Origin of the sequence: Streptomyces sp. NPDC056734, from assembly GCF_042790455.1 — a bacterium.
In the GTDB taxonomy this organism is placed as follows: Bacteria; Actinomycetota; Actinomycetes; order Streptomycetales; family Streptomycetaceae; genus Streptomyces.
In genome coordinates this window covers 251,898-267,365 of record NZ_JBHTZD010000007.1, presented here as the reverse complement: position 1 = coordinate 267,365, position 15,468 = coordinate 251,898, and the positions used below count along the sequence as shown (strand labels likewise).

17 protein-coding genes and 1 tRNA gene are annotated in these 15,468 nt (G+C 72.6%); 15 read left to right on the top strand and 3 right to left on the bottom strand.

The features are described from left to right. Positions 1-6 precede the first annotated feature (6 nt). On the bottom strand, positions 7-1,809 hold the full coding sequence (locus tag ACFRFC_RS13265; RefSeq protein WP_382682862.1) for a copper resistance CopC/CopD family protein: 1,803 nt from the start codon (positions 1,807-1,809) through the stop codon (positions 7-9). A gap of 189 nt (positions 1,810-1,998) precedes the next feature. Continuing rightward, positions 1,999-4,197 carry a penicillin acylase family protein gene (locus ACFRFC_RS13260; protein WP_382682336.1) on the bottom strand — a complete coding sequence of 733 codons (2,199 nt, stop codon included), beginning with the start codon at positions 4,195-4,197 and terminating at the stop codon, positions 1,999-2,001. Positions 4,198-4,371: 174 nt separating this feature from the next. Here ACFRFC_RS13260 and ACFRFC_RS13255 point away from each other — a divergent pair, with 174 nt between their 5' ends. The 8 genes from ACFRFC_RS13255 (at position 4,372) to ACFRFC_RS13220 (ending at position 9,000) form a co-directional block, all read left to right on the top strand. Next, positions 4,372-5,094, top strand: coding sequence for a siderophore-interacting protein (locus tag ACFRFC_RS13255; protein ID WP_382682338.1), 723 nt, complete (start codon positions 4,372-4,374; stop codon positions 5,092-5,094). A gap of 27 nt (positions 5,095-5,121) precedes the next feature. Continuing rightward, positions 5,122-5,748, top strand: a complete 627-nt coding sequence (locus ACFRFC_RS13250) for an HhH-GPD-type base excision DNA repair protein (protein ID WP_382682341.1) — start codon at positions 5,122-5,124, stop codon at positions 5,746-5,748. A gap of 70 nt (positions 5,749-5,818) precedes the next feature. Continuing rightward, positions 5,819-6,502, top strand: coding sequence for an HdeD family acid-resistance protein (locus tag ACFRFC_RS13245; protein WP_382682344.1), 684 nt, complete (start codon positions 5,819-5,821; stop codon positions 6,500-6,502). After that, a complete protein-coding gene (locus ACFRFC_RS13240) occupies positions 6,499-7,086 on the top strand; it encodes a hypothetical protein (protein ID WP_382682347.1) in 588 nt (195 codons plus the stop codon). The genes ACFRFC_RS13245 and ACFRFC_RS13240 overlap by 4 nt, the downstream gene beginning before the upstream one ends. 50 nt (positions 7,087-7,136) lie before the next feature. After that, positions 7,137-7,274: a hypothetical protein gene (locus ACFRFC_RS13235; protein ID WP_382682349.1), complete on the top strand. Its 138-nt coding sequence runs from the start codon at positions 7,137-7,139 to the stop codon at positions 7,272-7,274. Positions 7,275-7,415: 141 nt separating this feature from the next. Beyond that, entirely contained in the window at positions 7,416-7,604 is a 189-nt protein-coding gene (locus tag ACFRFC_RS13230) for a YegP family protein (RefSeq protein ID WP_382682352.1), read from the top strand. A 272-nt stretch (positions 7,605-7,876) separates the two neighbouring features. Continuing rightward, positions 7,877-8,173 (top strand): type II toxin-antitoxin system VapB family antitoxin, encoded by a 297-nt coding sequence (locus ACFRFC_RS13225; RefSeq protein WP_003991361.1) that lies wholly within the window; start codon positions 7,877-7,879, stop codon positions 8,171-8,173. A 137-nt stretch (positions 8,174-8,310) separates the two neighbouring features. Next, complete coding sequence (locus ACFRFC_RS13220; RefSeq protein WP_382682354.1) at positions 8,311-9,000, top strand: LytR C-terminal domain-containing protein; 690 nt, start codon at positions 8,311-8,313, stop codon at positions 8,998-9,000. 69 nt (positions 9,001-9,069) lie between these two features. Here the strand turns inward: ACFRFC_RS13220 and upp are convergent, their stop codons facing one another. Next, on the bottom strand, positions 9,070-9,705 hold the full coding sequence (upp, locus tag ACFRFC_RS13215) for a uracil phosphoribosyltransferase (RefSeq protein ID WP_382682357.1): 636 nt from the start codon (positions 9,703-9,705) through the stop codon (positions 9,070-9,072). 1,189 nt (positions 9,706-10,894) lie between these two features. On the opposite strand from upp, the gene ACFRFC_RS13210 reads away from it, so the two are divergent. From ACFRFC_RS13210 to ACFRFC_RS13180, 7 genes are all read left to right on the top strand, one after another. Next, the gene (locus ACFRFC_RS13210; RefSeq protein WP_382682864.1) at positions 10,895-11,422 is read left to right on the top strand and encodes a hypothetical protein; all 528 of its coding nucleotides are present in this window, start codon (positions 10,895-10,897) and stop codon (positions 11,420-11,422) included. A gap of 5 nt (positions 11,423-11,427) precedes the next feature. Next, complete coding sequence (gene tadA, locus ACFRFC_RS13205) at positions 11,428-11,922, top strand: tRNA adenosine(34) deaminase TadA (RefSeq protein ID WP_382682360.1); 495 nt, start codon at positions 11,428-11,430, stop codon at positions 11,920-11,922. Between the two features lie 64 nt (positions 11,923-11,986). Then, positions 11,987-12,074 (top strand) — tRNA-Ser (locus ACFRFC_RS13200). A 244-nt stretch (positions 12,075-12,318) separates the two neighbouring features. Then, on the top strand, positions 12,319-12,495 hold the full coding sequence (locus ACFRFC_RS13195) for a hypothetical protein (RefSeq protein WP_382682363.1): 177 nt from the start codon (positions 12,319-12,321) through the stop codon (positions 12,493-12,495). After that, positions 12,495-12,788 (top strand): Dabb family protein, encoded by a 294-nt coding sequence (locus ACFRFC_RS13190; protein ID WP_382682366.1) that lies wholly within the window; start codon positions 12,495-12,497, stop codon positions 12,786-12,788. Before ACFRFC_RS13195 ends, ACFRFC_RS13190 begins: the two co-directional genes overlap by 1 nt. A 241-nt stretch (positions 12,789-13,029) precedes the next feature. Next, the gene (locus ACFRFC_RS13185; RefSeq protein WP_382682369.1) at positions 13,030-14,007 is read left to right on the top strand and encodes a SigB/SigF/SigG family RNA polymerase sigma factor; all 978 of its coding nucleotides are present in this window, start codon (positions 13,030-13,032) and stop codon (positions 14,005-14,007) included. A 464-nt stretch (positions 14,008-14,471) separates the two neighbouring features. After that, positions 14,472-15,383 carry an RNA polymerase sigma factor SigF gene (locus ACFRFC_RS13180; RefSeq protein WP_382682372.1) on the top strand — a complete coding sequence of 304 codons (912 nt, stop codon included), beginning with the start codon at positions 14,472-14,474 and terminating at the stop codon, positions 15,381-15,383. Positions 15,384-15,468 lie beyond the last annotated feature (85 nt).

Genomic DNA, 15,468 nt, shown 5'->3' with positions numbered 1-15,468 from the left:
CAGGGCTCAGCGCTCCACCCGTACCGTCCGGGTCTCGCTCACCTGGTCCAGCTCGGACACCCGGACCGTCAGTTTCATCGTCCAGGTGCCCGCGAGGGGCAGGGTGAGCGTGTCGGTGGCCCAGTAGCCGCCGCGGTCGGTCAGCCCGGCGTCGATCGGCCCGAGGCCGTCGTCGGACAGGGCGAACGACAGCCGCAGTTCGGGCAGGACGACGAGCCCGCCGTCCGACCCGAAGACCACCGCCTGGACGGAGTTGTCCCCGACCCGGGCCGGGTCCAGCGTGATCTCGACCGTCCCGGACCCGCCGGGCGTCCCCGCGTCGAACGGCACCGACACCGACGCCGTACGCGGCTGCCCCGCCACCGGCCCGGCGGCAGCCGCCTCGGCCTCGGCACGGGCGGGCAGGGTGGCGGTCAGCACGGTGGTGACGAGGAGGACCACGAGGGCGAGGGCCGCCTCGATGAGCACGGAACGGCGGAGGGCGCGGCGGTGGTGATCGGCGTAGGCGTCGGGGTCGGCGTAGGCGTCGGCGTCGGGGTCGGCGTCCTTCTCCTCACCGGGCGAGCGGTCGGAAATGCCCCCCGCGTCCACCCCACCACCGGCACCCACCCCCACCCCCACCCCCACCCCCACCGGCACCCGTACCGTGTCCACCCCCGCCCACCGCAAGGTGAACCGCCGCGAGAACCCCGCCACCCCCACCAGCACCACCACCACCGCCAGCTTCATCAGCAGCAGCCGCCCGTACGTGGTCCCGGTCAGCGCGGACGGTGAGCCCAGCCCCCGCCACGACTGATACACACCGGTCAGCACCAGCACCACCACCGCCGCGAACGCGACTCGCGAGAAACGGCTCACCGCCGCGACCGTGAGCCCGCCCCCTCCCCTCCGGTACAGCGTCACCAGCACCGCGGTCAGCCCGCCCAGCCACACCCCCGTCGCCAGCAGATGCAGCGTCGAGGACGCGATGGCCACCGGCACCTGGATCCCGGCCGACGCGTGCTCCGCCGCCGCCCAGGTCACCGCCAGACCGACCGCGACGGCCGCCCCCGCGCCGAGCAGCACCCGAGACCGGCGCCCGGAGAGCCGTACGAGGAGCAGGGCGGCCGGGGCCAGCAGGAGCAGCCGGGTGGCCAGCAGGATTCCGGGGCGGCCGGAGAGGGTGCGGGTCAGGCCGGCCGGGTCGAGCGCGGTCGCCGGGGCGGTGCCCGCCTCGTAGGGAGCGCGGAGCAGCAGCAGGGCGACGGTGGTGACCAGCAGCGTCCACCAGGCCGTGCGCAGCAGCGGGGCGAGAGCGGCGGTGCCGGACGGGCGGCGGACCAGCGCGAAGGCCGCCGCGCCGATGAGGACCGCGCCCGCGAGATACGCGAGATAGCGGGCCGTGTTCTGGAGGGCGCTGGTGGCCGGGTTCTGGGGCGGGCCGGTGTCCACGGTGGCCGTGGTCGGGGAGGGGGCGCCGACGGAGAAGGTGAAGGCGCCGGAGACGGGGTGGCTGTCGGAGGACACCACCCGCCAGGCCACCGTGTAGGTGCCCTCGTCCGAAACGGCGGCGGGAAGCGTGACCCGGACAGCCTCGGAACTGCCGGGGGCGTGGGCGACCGAGTCCGGGCGGACGCGGTGGTTGCCGGGGTCGTACACCCGTATGGAGCCCTCCAGGAGTCCGACGGACTCGGTGAAGGTCAGGGTCAGGGTGCGCGGGGCGGTGGCTACGACGCTTCCGTCCCCGGGGTCGGTGGAGCGCAGGGCGGCGTGGGCGGACGCCGGTCCGGCACCGGCGAGGAGCAGGACCAGCAGGGCACCCAGCACCACCAGCCCGCGAAGGCACCGGATTCCGTCATCGCCCACCACGTCGTCTCTCCGTCTTCGGAAACCTTCCGGGTACGGACACGGATACGGACGACGGCCCCCTTCTGCTCAGCGACGAGCGTGCTCAGCGACAAACCTGCTCAGCGACAAACCTGCTCAGGACGAGCCCGCTCGGCCATGAACCCGGCGTACTCAGCCATCGCTCTCCTTGACCAGCCGGTCCCAGTCGGTGACGACGGGGACCAGTTCACCCCTGAGCCACAGCGGCAGCTGATCGCGGTGGTGCGGTGAGCCGGGGACGCCGGACGCGCCGAGCGGCACCACCCAGCGGCTGTCCTCGCGCCGGGCCAGGTCCCAGACATAGCGGGCGGCCGGGCCGCGCACGGCGAGATCGGTGACGCCGGGCACGGAGGAGGTGGACAGCACACAGTCGTGGTCGCCGGAGAGCCCGGGTCGCGCGTACGGCTTCCCGGGCGCCGTCCCCAGGGCCCGCCACGGCACCAGGCGGTGGGTCTCACCCCAGGTGCGCCGGGTCGGTTCGGGCCGCCGGGCCGTCTCCTCCAGCGCCTCGCGGAGGATCGGTGCGCGGTCGATGCCGTACAGGTGTTCGGCCGTCAGCAGTTGGGCGAGGGCCGGTCCGATACGGGGGACCAGGGCGAGCCACGGCTGGAGCGGCTCGGGGTAGGCGGGCGGCTCGGTGAGCGGGGCGAACGCCGGGTGCGCGGCGAGCCGGCGGACGACACCGGAGCGCAGGGCGGCGAACGCGGCGGCGTCCCGGCTGGTGGCCGCCATCCGACGGTCCCAGCGCAGCAGGCGTGCGCGCAGGGCGAGGGCGCCGGGCGTGAGGGTGTCGTCGGGCAGCGCGGCGAGGCCGTCCAGCAGGGCTCCAGCGCTGATCAGGACGGTGTCGGTGTGCAGGGCGGCCATGTCGGCGGCGGACCAGCGGTCCCGTTCGGCGAGCCGGGCGGTGATGCGGTCGGCGCGGTGCGGGGCGGCGAACTCGACGCCGAGCGGGGTGGCGAGGCCGCGCTCGTTGGCCATCACGGCGATGCCGCCGGTGAGCGGGGCGCGGGGCGTCTCGTGCCAGCCGGTCCACTCGTGGCCGGGCTCCCAGGCGGGCACCGGCCGGACCCGGTTGGCGGCGGCCCGCGTCGGCACCCGGCCCGCCACCCGGTGCAGGGTGCCGCCCTCGGTGTCGGCGGCCAGCACGACGTTGACCGGCTCGGCCCAGCGGTCGAGGGCACGGTCCACATCGGCGACCGTACGGGCACGCAGCAGCGGGAGCAGGGCGGCGAAGCCGAGGTCGGAGGTGACGCGGGGCGGGTGACGGAGGCTGAGGGCGAGGGGGGTGGGAACGGGTTCACCCGGAGCGGCGTCAGGGGCATCACCCCACAAAACCCCGTCCCGTACGGCGTCCCCCCGGCCCCCAACCGCCCCGCCGAGCCCGTCCATCACCCCACCCTCCAGCCCCTCCGGCCCACCCGCGATCACCGGCCCCCGCTCGGTCTCGATCACCTCGACCGGCACCCGTTCCTCCCCGGCCACGGCCACGGACTCGGTGTGCAGCCGGGCCCGGCGCCAGGTGCCGTCGGGGCCGAGGGCCTCCACCCCGGCGCCGGTGCGCCGCAGCCGTTCGCGGTAGAGGTCCTGGTGGTCGGCCATGGCGTCGGTGATGGCCCAGGCGACCGTGCCGGTGTGGCCGAAGTGGGCGATGCCGGGGACGCCGGGCACGGCGAGGCCGAGCACGTCGAACTCGGGGCAGGCCAGCCGGATCTGCTGGTGGACGCCGGGGTCCTCGATGACCTGGTGGGGGGCACCGGCGAGCACGGCGTGTCCGGTGACGGTCCGTTCGCCGGCGACCAGCCAGCCGTTGCCGCCCGTGGTGCCGGGACCGTCGGCGGCGAAGAGCCCGACCGCGCCCGGCCCCAGGTGCCGTATCGCCTCCTCCCGCCAGAGCTTGAGCGGCAGGCCGGTGGACAGGACGTGGGTGGCCAGCCAGACGCCGAGCGGGGTCCAGGGCTCCCACCGGCCGGGGGCGAGGCCGGTCGCCGCGAACTCGGGGGCGCGGCGGGCGCCTTCCGCGAGGGAGGCATGGACGCCGTCGACGTAGGCGCCGACCCAGTCGGCGGTCTCCGGGTCGTCGGCGGCGAGCCGGTCGAAGCAGCGGCGGGCGGTGTCGGCGAGCCGGGCGCGACGGGCGAGGACGTCCCAGGGCAGGGCGGACGGGCCGAGGAAGGAGGCGGAGGTGCCGAGCAGCCGGTGGCGTTGGGTCTCCAGTTGCCAGGCGCGGTCCAGGGCGGTCACCCGCCCCTGGGCGTGGGCGAGTTCGCGGGCGCCGGGGGCACGCAGGTGCGGGATGCCGTGGGCATCGCGGTAGATCTCGGTACTCACCCTGTCGTCCTCCGCACTCTTCTTCCCCGACCCCGACCCCGCCCCCGAGCCCGACCCCGGCGACGGCGAAGGCGACGGCTCTTCCCGGCCCCTGGCGCTCCCCGCGAATCTTAGGTTAGCCTTGCCTAAGTAGCCCGGTGGGGAGAGATCGTACGCGAGGCGTGAAGGGGCACCATGGCGCAGGGGCACGGCTGGCAGGGCAGGGTCCTGCGGCTGATGGGCGCGAAGGACTTCGTCCTGACCGTGACGGACGTGCAGGACGTGAGCCCGGTCTACCGGCGGCTGCGGCTGCGCGACGGCGACCTGCTCACCGCGCACGGCCCGCACCCCACGATGTGGGCGCGGCTGTGGTTCGACAACGCGGGCAAGCCCCATCAGCGCGCGTACACGCTGGTCGACCCGGACCGGGAGACCGGCACCTTCTCCCTCGAATTCGCACTCCATGAGGGGTGCGCCAGTGACTGGGCGCGGGCGGCGCGGCCCGGGGACACCATCGAGGCGACGGTCCAGGGCACGGGCTTCCAGCGGCCCCGGCCCGAGCCCTCGCACGTCTTCGCGATCGGTGACCCGGCCTCGCTGCCCGCGCTCAACTCCCTCCTCGACGCGTTCCCGTCGGCCCCGGCCACCCTGTGGTTCGAGGGCAGCCTCGACGGCCTGCCGAGCCTCACCGACCCCGACCGCCACGAGGTCCGCGAGATCCGCGAGATCCCCCGCCAGGGCTCCGCCCTCACCGACCGTGTCCGCGCCGAACTCCCCGCACTCCTGCGCGCGACCCCGCACCCGTACGTCTGGATCGCCTGCGACACGGCGACGACCCGCACCCTGTCGTCGTACGTACGCAGGGAACTGGGCGTGCCGAAGGAGCGGACGCACGCGCTGGGGTACTGGCGCGCGTAACCGCGAGGGGCGCGGCATCATCGACGCATGGACGTCAGCCTTCACCTCGCCCAGGACCCGGACGCCGACGCGCTGCTCGGCCGCTCCCCGCTCGCCGCGCTGGTGGGGATGCTGCTGGACCAGCAAATCCCCATGGAATGGGCCTTCCGGGGACCTCGTACGATCGCCGACCGGCTCGGCGCCGACGATCTGGACGCGCACGAGATCGCCGCGCGCGACCCGGAGGCGTTCGCGGCGGTGCTCTCCGGGAAACCGGCTGTGCACCGCTACCCGGGGTCGATGGCGAAGCGCGTCCAGCAGTTGTGCCAGTACCTGGTCGAGCACTACGACGGCGACGCCGAGGCGGTCTGGCGGGGCGTGGACAGCGGCGCCGAACTGCTGAAGCGGCTGGAGCAATTGCCCGGCTTCGGCAAGCAGAAGGCCCAGATCTTCCTCGCCCTGCTCGGCAAGCAGCTCGGCGTACGGCCGACGGGCTGGCGTGAGGCCGCCGGAGCGTACGGCGAGACCACGTCGTACCGCTCGGTCGCCGACATCACCGGCCCGGAGTCGCTCGCCAGGGTCCGGGCCCACAAACAGGAGATGAAGGCGGCGGCGAAGGCCGCCAAGACGGCGAAGCCGGCGACGTCGGCGAAGCCGGGCAAGAAGAGGGCGTAGGGCCGGGCGGCGGTCAACCGCTTGGACCTCCCGGGTGGCGGGTCCGCCGGGCGCGATCCAAGCATGGATCATGACCGAGCCATCGAGTGGTCCCTCCTGGGACCCCGAGTACGACGACCGCAAGGTTCACGGCGGCCGGAACCCCACCGCCTCGCCACCCGGCGGTGGCGGCTACGAGCCGGAGCCGCCCTTCGAGGGCCCGCTGCACGCCCTGTCCCGCGCCGCCTGGCAGGTGGTGCTGGTCACCGGCATCGCCTCGCTGATCCTGGGCGTGCTGATCCTTGTCTGGCCCAGCGCCTCCCTACGGGTCGCGGGCATCCTCTTCGGCCTCTACCTCCTCATCAGCGGCATCTTCCAGCTCGCCGCGGCCTTCGGCACCCACCGCACGACCTCGCTGCGGGTGCTCGCGTTCATCAGCGGCGCGGTGTCGATCGTGCTGGGCCTGTTCTGCTTCCGCGGCCTGACCCAGACGATCCTGCTGCTGGCCCTGTGGATCGGCATCGGCTGGCTGATCCGCGGCATCACCCAGACGCTGGCCGCGTCCTCCGACAGCGCGATGCCCGCCCGTGGCTGGCAGATCTTCCTGGGCATCGTCACCTTCCTCGCCGGGATCGTGCTGATCGTCTCCCCCTTCGAGTCGATCGCCGTACTGACCCTGGTCGCCGGCATCTGGCTGCTCGCCGTCGGCATCGTCGAGATCATCACCGCCGTGATGATGCGGGGACGCGCGCGAGAGGTGCCCCGGACGCTGTGAACGAGGGGCGCGGCCCGGCCGGCGTCCGGGAGACCGGGAGAGAAGGTCCACGCCGGGCGGCGTCCGGATCTCCGCTCCGACACGCGTTCCCCGCCGAACCGCCCACCGTACGGCCCGCCGTACCGCCCACCAGACCGCCCGCCAGACCGCCCGCCGTACCGCCCACCGCACGCCCCGCCGTACGAACCACCGCACAGCCCCCCACACGGCCGGGCCCGCCGCACGGCGCGCTGCCCTGGGCGGACCGGACGGTGGTGCCCCGCCGCCACTCCCCCCACCCCACCTGGTGGCTGCGGACCGCACTCCTGCTGCTCGCCCTCCTGGTACCGGGCACGCACACCGGCGCGCACGCCCTGCCGCTCACGGTGGGCGTCCACGAGAACGGCGGTACGGCGGCCGAGTGCGACCTCCTCGACTCCGCCCTGCGCCCGGTCACCCGGGTCTCCCGCCGCCCGGCCACCGCCGCGCGCCCCGTCCCCGAACGCCCCGCCCCGCCCGGCCGCGCCGCGCACCGCCCGCACCCGGCGCCGCCCGCCCCCTCGTACTCCCTGCACCACCTGCGCTCGGTGGTCCTGCGCTGCTGACGGGACCCGCCCCGGCAACAGCCCCCACCCCCCGAGCGAGGGAGAACGTCATGCCCAGAGACCCGTACGCCGTCCTGCGCGCCCTGCTGCGCGCGGAAGCCCGCCGCAACCCGCCCGAGCCGGAACCCGAACCACAGCAGCCCGCCCCGCGCCCCGCCCCCGTCCTGCGGGAGCGGCAGCGCGGCTGACCCGGAGCCGGACGCCTCACGCCCGGGGCGTCCGGCTCGGCGACGACGGGCCGTTCCGGTCGCTCCCCCCGGCCCGAGCTGCGCCGGGCGCCACTCTGGATTAGCGTCAATTGAGGGGGTACGTCCGAGAGGTGGCATGCCATGGCAGGCAAGTTCGAGGTCTACAAGGACAGGTCGGACAAGTACCGGTTCCGGCTCAAGGCGGGCAACGGCGAGATCATCGCGGTCGGTGAGGCCTACGAGAGCAGGGCGTCGTGCCTGCATGGCATCGAGTCCGTGAAGGCGAACGCCGCCAGCGCGCCGGTGGTCGAGAAGGAACCGACACCGTAGACGGACCCACCCGCACAGGCGAACGCACCCGCACGGGCCGCGAATCCGGCCCCACGTTCCCGCTGGACCGGGCGGATTCGACGGCCGCGGGGGCGGGCTCGGCGCCGCTCAGGTCGGACCTCGGCATCGACCTCGGCATCGACCTCCGCGTCGAACCCGCGCCCGACACCCACCGACACCCATCCGTTCTGCCCCGAATAACGGCATCTTTCCGGGCTCGTACTGCCTCTCCATGGCTGCGCCGCGAAGCGCTTGGCCGGTAGGCTTTCCGTGTGATCTTCAAGCGCATCGGAAACGGCCGGCCGTACCCCGACCATGGCCGGGACAGCACCCGGCAGTGGGCGGACGTCGCGCCGCGCCCGGTCCGCCTCGATCAGCTCGTCACGACCAAGCAGCAACTCGACCTCGAGACGCTGCTCGCCGAGGACTCGACCTTCTACGGCGATCTCTTCGCGCATGTCGTCAAGTGGCAGGGCGATCTCTATCTGGAGGACGGACTGCACCGCGCGGTCCGCGCCGCGCTCCAGCAGCGCCAGGTGCTGCACGCGCGCGTCCTGGAACTCGACTGACCCGGCAGCTCCCTGACTCCGCCCTGACTTCGCCCTGACCCCACCCCGGCCCGTCCGTTGGCCCTTTCGGGTTGGACCGGGCCACGTCGAATGATCATCTAGTAGGCATCACCGCTCAGGCGCACTACGCTGCGCTCATGAGCATGCTGACTCCCCCCGGCATGGGTGGGCAGTACCGGATCACGGGGGACAAGTTCCCGCGAATGCGCCGGCCCCGGCGGCGAGGCAGGCTCGTGCTCGCCCTCGTGGCCTCGACGACCGCGATCGGGTTGATCGGCTGGGGCACGTTGCAGCTCATCGACGTCTTCACCGGCGGCGGCGACAGCGCGGCGGCGGCCGGTGCCGACGGGCGCTGTCCCGGATCGGCGAGTCCCTCACCCGGTGCGGGGGCCTCCGCGCAGGCGGGCGGAGCGGCCGAGGGGACGACGCAGGGCTCGGCCGCCGTGCCGGCCCCCGGCAAGATCACGGTGAACGTCCTCAACGCCACCACCCGCGCCGGGCTCGCCAAGAAAACCGCCGACGAACTGGCCGAACGTGGCTTCAAGATCGGTGAGATCGGGAACGCGGCGAAGCAGTACGACAAGAAGGTGAAGGGCACCGGGATACTGCTCGGGCCGAGCGCCTCCTTGAACACCTCGCTGCCGGTGCTGGCGACCCAGCTCGCGGGCGCGGAGCGGCGCACCGATGCCGGGCGCAAGGGCACGGAGGTCGATCTGATCCTCGGTGACGCCTTCAAGCAACTGGCCGCGCGGGCCACGGCCGACCAGGCCCTGACGGCCCTGACCTCACCGTCACCGACGCCGAGCGGGACCTCGAAGGGCTGCTGAGAAGGGCTACTGAGAAGGGCTGCTGACCGTCGGGGCGGGACCTTGCTCCCGCCCACCACCCCGGCGTCCCTACTCGGCCGCTCCATACATACGATCCCCCGCGTCCCCCAGCCCCGGCACGATGTACCCCTGCTCGTTGAGCCGTTCGTCGACCGACGCGGTGACGACGGTGACCGGCGTGCCGGCGAGTTCGCGTTCCATGACCTCGACGCCCTCGGGGGCCGCGAGCAGCACCACGGCGGTCACATCGTCGGCGCCGCGCCGGATCAGCTCCCGGATCGCGGCGACGAGCGTGCCGCCCGTGGCCAGCATCGGGTCGAGGACGTACACCTGGCGTCCGGAGAGGTCCTCGGGCATGCGGGTGGCGTACGTGGACGCCTGGAGGGTCTCCTCGTCGCGGATCATGCCCAGGAACCCCACCTCGGCGGTCGGCAGCAGCCGGACCATGCCGTCCAGCATGCCGAGCCCGGCCCGCAGGATCGGCACCACCAGGGGGCGTGGGTGGGACAGCTTGACACCGGTCGTCTCGCTGACCGGCGTGGCGATGTCGACCTGCTCGGTGCGCACGTCCCGCGTGGCCTCGTAGGCGAGCAGGGTGACCAGTTCGTCGGCGAGCCGGCGGAAGGTCGGGGAGTCGGTGCGCCGGTCGCGCAGCGTGGTGAGCTTGTGAGCGACCAGGGGGTGGTCGACGACATGGAGACGCATGCCAATAACAGTAACCGCGGCCCCTCCACCCGCGCGCTGGCATCAAACCGCCCATCCGGGGGAAAGTGGGATGGACCGACCGGGGTGGTGAAACCATGCGTGACCTGCCGGACCTGCCGGACCCACCAAATCCAGCGGACCCGTCGGACCTGCCGGGCCCACCAGCTCCGCCGGGCCCATCGGACCCATCGGACCGATCCAACTCACCGGACCGACCGGGCCAGGCTGCCCCACCGGACCCACCGAATCCATCGGGCCCATCGGACCTGCCGGGCCCATCGGACCCATCCGACCCACCGGACCGACCGGACCGACCGGACCCAGCGGACCCGCCGGACGTGGGCAACTCGGCCCGGCCATCGGCCCAAGAACCCGCACAGCAGCCCACCCGGCAGCCCACCCGGCAAGCGGCCCGGCGGCCCGCCCTGGAATCCGCTCGGGAGTCGGTCGCCCGGGAGTCGGTCGCCCAGAAGCCCGCAGGACAGTCCACCCGGCAACCGACGCCCCAGAAGCCCGCGGAGCACCCCGCGCCCCAGCCCGCCCCGCAGTCGGCCCGACAACCCGCCCGGAAGTCAGCCCAGGAGCCCACCCGACAGCCGCCCCAGAAGCCCGCACGGCAGCCCACCCGGCAACCGACGACCCAGGAGGCCGCGGAGCACCCTGCGGAACAGGAACACCCGGCGGAGCACCCCCCACAGAACCCCCCACAGGACCCCGCCCCCGACCCGGATGCCGGAGCGCGCGAGGCGGATGCCGAGCGCCGGAGGCGCCGGGCGCAGTTTCTGCGGGAACTCTCCGAGGCACGCGCCCTGCGCGATCGGGTGCAGCCCCGCCGGGCCAAGACCGCCCGGCTGCGACACGCGATGCGCATGCGAACATTCCGCTGGTAGACACGCCGGGCGGACCACACCGGGAAGATCCGTGCGGCGTACGGGCGTTGACCGGGTGGTCGTGCGAGGCACCGCAGGAAAGCCGCGTACGATCCGCACGTGGTGGCGACAAGTGCGCTGGTGACTCTTTGCTCACGTGCGATCAAAAGTGCCAGACACAGGGAGCCGAAGACGTCCCCTGGACGCCTTGTTTCTGCCACGATTCCGAGTGGGTGGGGCTCGGAGCACCGCTCCTCCACCCGCGACCTCCGCCGGGGGGACCCCCAACCGGCACGCCTATGACCAGTGGGAGAGTCACGGTGTACTTCGCCGCACTGCTCGCGCGCACCGAAGACGGGTGGGAAGCGAGCGATACAGAGCTCGACGATGTGGAGACCCTGTCGGATCTGGCCGACCTGGCCCGGGAAGCCGCTCCGGACGAGGACACGGTGCTCGTTCTGATCGAGCAGGAGGACGCCTGGTTCGGCGTCGTCCGCTTCGACGGTGAGGACGACGCCCGGATCTATGTCTCCGACGCTGTCGCCGCTGCCCGCAGCAGCTACGGCGAGATCCTCCTCACCGACGAACTGCTCGGCCGGGATCCCGACGACCCCGGCGACGACCTGGACGCCCTCGATCTCGACGGCACCGAGGACGGCGAGAACGAGAACGACGACACGGACGACGCCGCCGGCGACGATTCGCTGCCGCACGGCCCCGTCGGCGACCGGGCCATCCTCGACGACCTCGGCGTCAGCGAGAAGGAGCTGCTGTCGCTGTCCGGGGACGCCGTGGGTGAGATCGCCGACGCCCTGGGCGCCTCGGAGGTGCTGGAGACCGTGCGCTGACCGCGATGCCCCCGCCCCCCGACCTCGACCCCGCCGCCGACCCGGTACGTGCCCCTTGGCGGGCCGCCATGCGGCTCGCCCTGGACCAGGCCGGACGGGCCGTCGCCGGTGGTGACGTGCCCGTCGGAGCCGTCGTACTGGCCCCGGACGGCACGACCGTGCTGGCCACCGGGCACAACGAGCGCGAGGCCACCGGCGACCCCACCGCGCACGCCGAGGTGCTCGCGGTGCGCCGGGCCGCCGCCGCGCTCGGCCGGTGGCGGCTCACCGGCTGCACCCTGGTGGTCACCCTGGAACCCTGCACGATGTGCGCGGGCGCCCTGGTGCTCGCGCGGGCCGACCGGGTCGTCTACGGCGCCCGGGACGCCAAGGCGGGCGCGGCCGGCTCCCTCTGGGACGTCGTGCGCGACCGCCGGCTCAACCACCGGCCCGAGGTGATCGAGGGCGTGCTCGCCGACGAGTGCGCCCGCCTCCTGACCGACTTCTTCCGGACCCGCTGAGCCGTCCCACGGCGGCCGGATACCGATTTCAGACCATGCCGCGCCTTGTTGTAAGGTCTCTCTCGGTAGCGTGTCCGAGCGGCCGAAGGAGCTCGCCTCGAAAGCGAGTGTGGCGCAAGTCACCGAGGGTTCAAATCCCTCCGCTACCGCCACCGAGAAGGGCCCCGTCGAAAGACGGGGCCTTATCTTTCGTCCCGGCCGTCTCTTTCGTCCCGGCCGTCGCCGACTCCTGCCAGAACCGCCTCGGCCTCGGCCTCCTCGTCCTCCTCGTGGTCCGCGCGGCGGTCCGGGGCACGGTGGCGAACGGCCCCGCCGATCGGGCCGTTGGTCCTTCAATCACGCGTGAAGCTACACTCACCGCCGGCAGCAGCGAGGGCAGTCCCAAGGGAGGCCGCGGTGGCGGTGAACGCGAAGAAGATCGCCGTCTATGTACTCGTGGTCTTCGCGCTGTACTTGATCATCACGGACCCGGCGAAGGCCGCTGACTACGTCCAGATAGTGTTCGAAGGCATATCGGACGCCGCCAGTGCTGTCGGTGACTTCATGACCTGGGCCGCCAACGGAGGTAAGTGATGATCCGCCATCTGGTTCTGCTCAAGCTCAACGAAGGCGTGGAGCGTGACGACCCCCGCGTCGTGGCGGGTGTCGAGGCGTTCACCGCGCTCGGGGGCACGATCGGGGAACTGCGCTTCTGGGAGGTGGGCTGGAACATCAGCGACCGACCCATCGCCTACGACTTCGCGATCAACTCGGCGGTCGACGACGCCGACGCCCTCAAACGCTATCTCGACCACCCCGATCACCAGGCGGGCGTGGCGTTGTGGCGCGAGTTCGCCACCTGGGTCGTCGCCGACTACGAGTTCTGAGAAACGCCTGGTCGGACCGGCCCGCAGAGCCCACGCAGAGCCCACCCAAAAGCCCACACAGAGCCCTTCGCCGCAATGGCGGAGGGCTCCTTTGCGTCACATGAACCCACGTATGAATCCACGTATGAAGCAATTCACCCTCAACACGGAGTAATACGGTGCTTGCACACAGTGCACATGTCTTGTGATGCTATGACCGCTTTTGACGGATGAGTTGACAGATTACGAGGTGGAGTTGACCGTGCCGGCCAGTACTGCGCCTCAAGCACCGCCCCAGGGCTCCCCGGCGGACACGCCCCGGCGGCCCCCGATGGGCGCACCCCAGCAGTCCCCGGCAGACCTACCGCCCCGCGCGGAGCCACAGTCCCCGGCAGACCCGCACCCCCCGGCGGTCCCACAGCCCCCGGCGGACCCGCAGCCCCCCGCCCCCGCCCCCGCCACCCCGCAGCGCAGCACCCGGGGGGCCGACACCCGGGCGCTCACCCAGGTGCTGTTCGGGGAGCTGAAGCAGCATCAGCCGGGCACGCCGGAGCACAACCGGGTGCGCGGCGCGCTCATCGAGGCCAATCTCCCACTCGTGCGCTACGCCGCCGCCCGCTTCCGCTCCCGCAACGAGCCGATGGAGGACGTGGTCCAGGTCGGCACCATCGGGCTGATCAACGCCATCGACCGGTTCGACCCGGAGCGGGGCGTGCAGTTCCCCACCTTCGCCATGCCGACGGTCGTCGGGGAGATCAAGCGCTACTTCCGGGACAACGTCCGCACCGTCCACGTACCGCGTCGCCTGCATGAGCTGTGGGTGCAGGTCAACAGCGCGACCGAGGACCTGACCACCGCCTTCGGGCGCTCCCCGACCACCGCCGAGATCGCCGAGCGGCTGCGGATCTCCGAGGACGAGGTGCTGTCCTGCATCGAGGCCGGGCGGTCGTACCACGCCACCTCGCTGGAGGCCGCCCAGGAGGGCGACGGCCTGCCCGGGCTGCTGGACCGGCTCGGGTACGAGGACCCGGCCCTGGACGGGGTCGAGCACCGGGATCTCGTACGGCATCTGCTGGTGCAGCTTCCGGAACGCGAACAGCGAATTCTGCTGCTGCGGTACTACAGCAATCTCACCCAGTCCCAGATCAGCGCGGAACTCGGCGTCTCGCAAATGCATGTCTCCCGGCTGCTGGCGCGCAGTTTCCAGCGGCTGCGGACGGCGAACCGCATCGACGCCTGACCCGGCCGCGGCCGGCCCGGGGTGGCCGGAAGCGGCCCGCGCCGGGCCGGAAGCGGAGCGTCCGGTGACGCGTGACCGGCTGGGCGGCAGGGACGTATCCGGAGCGGGTGGGCCGCGCGGGGGCCGGGGCGGCGGTGGCCGGTCCGGATGAGCCCTGCGGGCGGACCGGACCAGACCGGTGAGTGGACCGGCGCACAACCGAAAGCGAGAGCGATCTGTCACCTCCGCGAGCGAATCGCTCAGCAGGGATGTTGGTGGCGGAATCGGGGTGAAAAACCGTCACACCCCCTTTTTCCAGGGCCGATTCGCGTCTCGCATGTCGACATGTCACTACAGCGTGTTGCCGACATGTGACATTCTGCGGGAAGCGCGTTTGCCGTGGCTCCGGCTCCGGTATTCAGGTGAAGGCTGCGCTCCTCGGCAGAGGAGCGGCCACGACCGTCCCGCGACCCAAAGGGGGTGGCATGTCCGCAGACCAGGGCAGCTCGAAGGTGCTCACGCTGACGAAGAGCGATGCGCCCGAGGCGCTCGACACGCTCGGCCCCATCGACGTCATCGACACCACGTCGGCTCTCCCGGCCGTTCCGGCCCCGGCCGCACCGGCCGCCTCGGAAGCCATCGACACCCGCACCCTGTCCCGCTCGCTGTTCCTGCGGCTCGCCGCCCTCGACGAGAACAGCCCCGAGCGGGCCTATGTCCGGGACACCTTGATCGAACTGAACCTTCCGCTGGTGCGGTACGCGGCGGCCCGGTTCCGCTCGCGCAACGAGCCGATGGAAGACATCGTCCAGGTCGGCACCATCGGGCTGATCAAGGCGATCGACCGGTTCGACTGCGAACGCGGGGTGGAGTTCCCGACGTTCGCCATGCCGACCGTGGTCGGTGAGATCAAGCGGTTCTTCCGGGACACCTCGTGGTCGGTGCGGGTGCCGCGCCGGCTCCAGGAGCTGCGGCTGGCCCTCACCAAGGCCAGCGACGAACTCTCCCAGAAGCTGGACCGTTCCCCGACGGTCACCGAACTGGCCGCGGTCCTCGGTGTCTCCGAGGAGGACGTGGTCGACGGCCTGGCCGTGGGCAACGCCTACACCGCGTCGTCGCTGGACTCCCCGGCACCCGAGGACGACGGCGGCGAGGGCTCCCTCGCGGACCGCCTCGGCTACGAGGACACCGCGCTGGAGGGCGTCGAGTACCGCGAGTCCCTCAAGCCGCTGCTGGCCAAGCTGCCGCCCCGCGAGCGCCGGATCATCATGCTCCGGTTCTTCGCCAACATGACCCAGTCCCAGATCGGCGAGGAGGTCGGCATCTCCCAGATGCACGTCTCCCGGCTGCTCACCCGGACCCTGGCCCAGCTGCGCGAGGGCCTGATCTCGGACTAGGCGCCGGCTCTCCGGCCGAGGTCACCTTGCGGGGGTTCGGCCCCCGCACGGCTTCTTTCTGGCGTGCCGTCAGCCAAGGCGGCAC

Excerpts from the sequence above, each read along its gene's own strand:
- ACFRFC_RS13255 (WP_382682338.1), top strand. The coding sequence starts at position 4,372 with ATGGCGCAGGGGCACGGCTGGCAGGGCAGGGTCCTGCGGCTGATGGGC.
- ACFRFC_RS13250 (WP_382682341.1), top strand. The coding sequence starts at position 5,122 with ATGGACGTCAGCCTTCACCTCGCCCAGGACCCGGACGCCGACGCGCTG.
- ACFRFC_RS13245 (WP_382682344.1), top strand. The coding sequence starts at position 5,819 with ATGACCGAGCCATCGAGTGGTCCCTCCTGGGACCCCGAGTACGACGAC.
- ACFRFC_RS13235 (WP_382682349.1), top strand. The coding sequence starts at position 7,137 with ATGCCCAGAGACCCGTACGCCGTCCTGCGCGCCCTGCTGCGCGCGGAA.
- ACFRFC_RS13230 (WP_382682352.1), top strand. The coding sequence starts at position 7,416 with ATGGCAGGCAAGTTCGAGGTCTACAAGGACAGGTCGGACAAGTACCGG.
- ACFRFC_RS13220 (WP_382682354.1), top strand. The coding sequence starts at position 8,311 with ATGAGCATGCTGACTCCCCCCGGCATGGGTGGGCAGTACCGGATCACG.
- upp (WP_382682357.1), bottom strand. The coding sequence starts at position 9,705 with ATGCGTCTCCATGTCGTCGACCACCCCCTGGTCGCTCACAAGCTCACC.
- tadA (WP_382682360.1), top strand. The coding sequence starts at position 11,428 with ATGCCCCCGCCCCCCGACCTCGACCCCGCCGCCGACCCGGTACGTGCC.
- ACFRFC_RS13190 (WP_382682366.1), top strand. The coding sequence starts at position 12,495 with ATGATCCGCCATCTGGTTCTGCTCAAGCTCAACGAAGGCGTGGAGCGT.
- ACFRFC_RS13180 (WP_382682372.1), top strand. The coding sequence starts at position 14,472 with ATGTCCGCAGACCAGGGCAGCTCGAAGGTGCTCACGCTGACGAAGAGC.